This is a genomic window from Bradyrhizobium sp. PRIMUS42, assembly GCF_023006515.1.
Lineage (GTDB): Bacteria > Pseudomonadota > Alphaproteobacteria > Rhizobiales > Xanthobacteraceae > Bradyrhizobium.
In genome coordinates this window covers 1-4726 of record NZ_JALBGZ010000509.1, presented here as the reverse complement: position 1 = coordinate 4726, position 4726 = coordinate 1, and the positions used below count along the sequence as shown (strand labels likewise).

At 64.6% G+C, this 4726-nt stretch carries 6 protein-coding genes; all 6 read left to right on the top strand.

What is annotated here, in order from left to right; translation table 11 throughout:
• Positions 1 to 1882 (top strand): excinuclease ABC subunit UvrC (gene uvrC / locus MOV75_RS27980; RefSeq protein ID WP_247006967.1); only part of this gene is annotated, 1882 nt, incomplete at its 5' end.
• A 105-nt stretch (positions 1883 to 1987) separates the two neighbouring features.
• Positions 1988 to 2605 carry a CDP-diacylglycerol--glycerol-3-phosphate 3-phosphatidyltransferase gene (gene pgsA, locus MOV75_RS27975; protein WP_246922040.1) on the top strand — a complete coding sequence of 206 codons (618 nt, stop codon included), beginning with the start codon at positions 1988 to 1990 and terminating at the stop codon, positions 2603 to 2605.
• On the top strand, positions 2602 to 2853 hold the full coding sequence (gene moaD, locus MOV75_RS27970) for a molybdopterin converting factor subunit 1 (RefSeq protein WP_246922042.1): 252 nt from the start codon (positions 2602 to 2604) through the stop codon (positions 2851 to 2853). Before pgsA ends, moaD begins: the two co-directional genes overlap by 4 nt.
• Positions 2854 to 2856: 3 nt before the next feature.
• The gene (locus MOV75_RS27965; protein WP_246922044.1) at positions 2857 to 3336 is read left to right on the top strand and encodes a molybdenum cofactor biosynthesis protein MoaE; all 480 of its coding nucleotides are present in this window, start codon (positions 2857 to 2859) and stop codon (positions 3334 to 3336) included.
• Positions 3336 to 4295, top strand: coding sequence for a 50S ribosomal protein L3 N(5)-glutamine methyltransferase (prmB, locus tag MOV75_RS27960; RefSeq protein ID WP_246922046.1), 960 nt, complete (start codon positions 3336 to 3338; stop codon positions 4293 to 4295). Before MOV75_RS27965 ends, prmB begins: the two co-directional genes overlap by 1 nt.
• Positions 4296 to 4386: 91 nt before the next feature.
• Positions 4387 to 4726: phage holin family protein (locus MOV75_RS27955; protein ID WP_247006966.1), on the top strand; the 340-nt coding region annotated here is incomplete at its 3' end.

Below are 4726 nucleotides of genomic sequence, written 5' to 3'. Positions count from 1 at the left end.
CGAAGGGCCGCTGGCGAGCGGTCACGAGGCGATCGAACGCGCGGTCCGCCTCGCCCCCACCTCGCCCGGCGTCTATCGCATGCTCAATGCGAATGCCGACGTGCTCTATGTCGGCAAAGCCAAGAACGTCAAAAAGCGCCTCTCCAACTATGCGCGCCAGAATGCGCCGCAGCCGGCGCGCATCCTGCGCATGATCGCCGCCACGGTCACCGTGGAAATCGTCTCGACCAATACCGAGACCGAAGCGCTGCTGCTGGAAGCCAACCTCATCAAGCAGCTTCGGCCGCGCTTCAATGTGCAGCTGCGCGACGACAAATCGTTTCCCTATATCCTGATCACCGGCGACCATTGGGCGCCGCAGATCCTGAAACATCGCGGCGCGCAGAGCCGGCCCGGACGCTATTTCGGTCCGTTTGCCTCCGCCGGCGCGGTCAACCGCACCATCACGGCCTTGCAGCGCGCGTTCCTGATCCGCTCCTGCACCGATTCCTTCTTCGAGAGCCGCACCCGGCCTTGCCTGCTCTACCAGATCCGCCGCTGCGCCGGCCCCTGCACCCGCGAGATCGACTTCCCCGGCTATACGACGCTGGTGCGGGAGGCGAGCGACTTCCTGTCAGGCAAAAGCCATGCGGTGAAGCAGGAGCTTGCCGGCGAGATGGAGAAGGCGGCGGGTGAGCTCGAGTTCGAGCGCGCCGCGCTCTACCGCGACCGCCTCGCCGCGCTGTCGGCGATCCAGTCGCAGCAGGGCATCAATCCGCGCACGGTCGAGGAAGCCGACGTGTTCGCCATCCACCAGGAGGGCGGCTTCTCCTGCGTCGAGGTGTTCTTCTTTCGCACTGGCCAGAACTGGGGCAACCGGGCCTATTTTCCGCGCGCGGAAAAGACGTTCACCCCGGAAGAAGTGCTCGGTTCCTTCCTCGCCCAGTTCTACGACGACAAGCCGCCGCCGAGGAACATCCTGCTCTCGCACGAGATCGAGGAGAGCGAGCTGCTCGCCAATGCGCTCTCGATCAAGGCCGGCCACAAGATCGAGGTCACCGCGCCCAAGCGCGGCGAGAAGAAGGAGCTGGTCGCCCACGCGCTGACCAATGCGCGCGAGGCGCTCGGCCGCAAGCTTGCCGATACCGCCACGCAAAGCCGCCTGCTCGACGCCATAGCCGCAACGCTGAGCCTGCCGCATTCGCCCAGGCGCATCGAAGTCTACGACAACAGCCACATCCAGGGCACCAATGCGGTCGGCGCCATGATCGTCGCCGGACCTGATGGTTTCGTGAAGAACCAGTACCGCAAGTTCAACATCAAGTCGGAAGGCATCACGCCCGGCGACGACTTCGCCATGATGCGCGAGGTGCTCGAGCGACGCTTCAAACGCCTGATCACTCCGCCCGAGGAGGGCTCGGTCAAGGCGAAGGACGACGATTTCCCGCAATGGCCCGATCTCGTCATCATCGACGGCGGCCGCGGCCAGCTCAACGCCGTCCGCGAGATCTTCGCAAATCTCGGCCTGACCCAGGTGTCGCTGATGTCGGTCGCCAAGGGGCCGGACCGGGATGCCGGCCGCGAGACCCTGTTCATGCCGGAACGCGAGGCCATCAAGCTGGAGCCGCGCGATCCCGTGCTCTATTTCATCCAGCGTTTGCGCGACGAGGCCCACCGCTTCGTCATCGGCTCGCACCGCAAGCTGCGCAAGAAGGACATCCGCGAGGCCGGTTTGCAGGAGATTCCGGGCATCGGCCCGTCACGCAAACGTGCCTTGCTACATCATTTCGGGACCCTGAAGGAGATCGAACGCGCCTCGATCGCCGATCTCGGCAAGGTTCCGGGGGTGAGCGCCGAGAGCGCCCGCAGGATTTTCGAGTATTTCCATCCCCAGCCGGGATGAACTAAAGGCCCAAAGGGAGCTAGGGTCATATGATCGTCGCATCCCGCACCCCATCTGTGGAGCGGAACGGTTGACCTTCAGGCCGCAGCGGTATTGGTAGGACGGATGAACATCGCCACGACACGAGGGACGACCAGCCGCGCGATGTCCCTCCCGAACATCCTGACCTATGGCCGGATCGCGGCGATCCCGGTCGTGGTGGGGTGTATCTATGCGCAGTCGATTCTGGATCAGCCGCTGTGGCTGCGCTGGGTGGCGGTGGCCATCTTCATCGGGGCCGCGGTGACCGACTACCTCGACGGCTATTACGCGCGGATCTGGAATCAGCAATCGGCGTTCGGCCGGATGCTCGATCCGATCGCCGACAAGCTGCTGGTCGCCTCGTGCCTGCTGATGCTGGCCGCCGACGGCATCATCCATGGCTGGTCGCTGTGGGCCGCCATCGTGATCCTGTGCCGCGAGATCCTGGTCTCGGGCCTGCGCGAATACCTTGCCGCGCTCCGCGTCAGCGTGCCCGTGACCAAGCTTGCCAAGTGGAAGACCACGGTCCAGCTCGTTGCGATCGGCTTTCTGCTCGCGGGACCTGCCGGCGACGAGGTGGCGCCCGTCGTCTCGATGATCGGACTGGCGCTGCTGTGGGCCTCGGCGATCGTGACCATTTATACCGGCTACGACTATTTCCGCGCCGGCATCCATCACCTCATCAAGGAGGACGAGGGATGAAGGTGAAATATTTCGCCTGGGTGCGCGAGCGCGTCGGCAAGGCAGAAGAAACCATCGAGCCGCCTGCGACTGTGCGCACCGTGGAAGAGCTGATTGCCTGGCTGTCCGGTCAAAGCGAAGCCTATGCGTATGCGTTCGAGAAGCCGAAGGTGATCCGCGCCGCGATCGACCGCGCCCATGTCAAATCGGATGCGACGATCACCGGCGCTCGCGAAATCGCGTTCTTCCCGCCGATGACCGGCGGCTAGACCATGGCCTCCTCTGTTCCCTGCCCCGTTACCATCCGTATTCAGGAGGACGATTTCGATATCGCCCGCGAAATCGCCCTCCTGACCAAGAGCCGCACCGACATCGGGGCCGTCGTGAGCTTCTCCGGCATCTGCCGAGCCGACGAGGACAGCGCGAACATCGCCGCGCTGACGCTGGAACATTACCCTGATATGGCCGAGGAAGAGATCAGGCGTCATGTCGACGAGGCGATCTCGCGCTGGCCGTTGAACGGTGTCACGGTCATCCACCGCGTTGGCCGCTTCATGCCGGGCGAGAACATCGTGCTGGTGCTGACCGCATCGCAGCATCGCCAGGCCGCCTTCCTGGCGGCCGAGTTCCTGATGGATTACCTCAAGACCAGCGCGCCGTTCTGGAAGAAGGAAGAAAGCGAAGCCGGCACCGGCTGGGTCGAGGCCCAGGCCCGCGACGACGAAGCCGCCGCACGTTGGACCCGATCCTGATGGCAAAAGCATCCAAAAAGACCGTGCGCGGCCGCGCCGCGCTAAAACCTGCCAAGGTCGCTCCGGGCGAGCTTCTCACGCTGGCCGATTTCGTCCGCTATGGGGTGAGCCGCTTTGTCGAAGCCGAGCTCGCCTTTGCCCATGGCACGACAGATCCGGTTGCCGAAGCAGCCTTCCTGGTCAGCGAGGCGCTGCATCTCAATCCCGAACAGTTCGAGATGTTCGCCAACGCGCGCGTCACGGCCGCCGAGGGCAAGACCGTCCTCGATCTCATCCATCAGCGCGTCACCACGCGCAAACCGGCCGCCTATCTCGTCAAGAAGATCTACATGCGCGGCCTGCCCTTCTATGTCGACGAGCGTGTCATCGTTCCGCGCTCCTTCATCGGCGAACTGCTGGAGTCGCATTTCGGCGGCGAAGAAGGCGCCGGCGCGCTGATCGACGATCCCACGGCCGTCGAGCGTGTGCTCGATCTCTGCACGGGATCGGGATGCCTTGCCATCCTCGCCGCGCATCATTTTCCGAACGCCGCCGTCGATGCCGTCGACATCTCCAAGGGCGCGTTCGAGGTCGCCACGCGAAATGTCGGCGAATACGGGCTCGAGGACCGGATCAGCCTGTATCGCGGTGACCTGTTCGCGCCGCTCGGCGACAACAAATACGACCTGATCATCACCAACCCGCCTTACGTCGATGCCGAGGGCATGGCGGCGCTGCCGCCGGAATGCCGGGCCGAACCGAAGCTCGCGTTCGATGGCGGAAGCGACGGTCTCGACGTGGTGCGCCGGATCCTGCGCGAGGCGCCCGATCACCTCACGCCGGATGGCGGGCTGATCTGCGAGATCGGCCGCGGCCGCGAACTGGTCGACGAGGCCTTTCCGGAACTGCCGCTGCTCTGGCTCGACACCGAGGATTCCGAGGGCGAGGTGTTCTGGATCGCGGCCGCCGATCTCGGCTGATTCCTCACGACGGATCGAGCTCCGTCGGAACAACTCAAATATCGCCACGTTCATCCCCCGACGATTGTTCTTGCTCTCGGAGGATGTCCCCATGCTCGCGCCATCGGGCGAATTGCTGCGCGCCGGCATGGCGCTGAAGCTCAACCATCTCAAGCGCGCCGCGCAATCGTATTTGCGGGACCGCACCAGCCAGGCCACCGGACGCGCGACGTCCTACGCGGTCGCGGCTGGTCTGTTCGCAGTGGCCGGGCTGTTCGTGATCGCGACCTTCTTCGTCGGCCTGATTGCCCTCTACCGCTGGGTTGCAATCAGCTACGGACAATTCTGGGGCTTTGGCGCCGTCGCCGCCGTGCTGCTGGTGCTGGCCGCGGTCTGCGCGGGCGTCGCCGTGGCCACGATGAAGCGGCCGACCAAGGCGATCGTACCGCTTG

Coding starts and splice junctions, on each gene's coding strand:
- prmB (WP_246922046.1), top strand. CDS start 3,336: ATGGCAAAAGCATCCAAAAAGACCGTGCGCGGCCGCGCCGCGCTAAAA.
- pgsA (WP_246922040.1), top strand. CDS start 1,988: ATGAACATCGCCACGACACGAGGGACGACCAGCCGCGCGATGTCCCTC.
- moaD (WP_246922042.1), top strand. CDS start 2,602: ATGAAGGTGAAATATTTCGCCTGGGTGCGCGAGCGCGTCGGCAAGGCA.
- MOV75_RS27965 (WP_246922044.1), top strand. CDS start 2,857: ATGGCCTCCTCTGTTCCCTGCCCCGTTACCATCCGTATTCAGGAGGAC.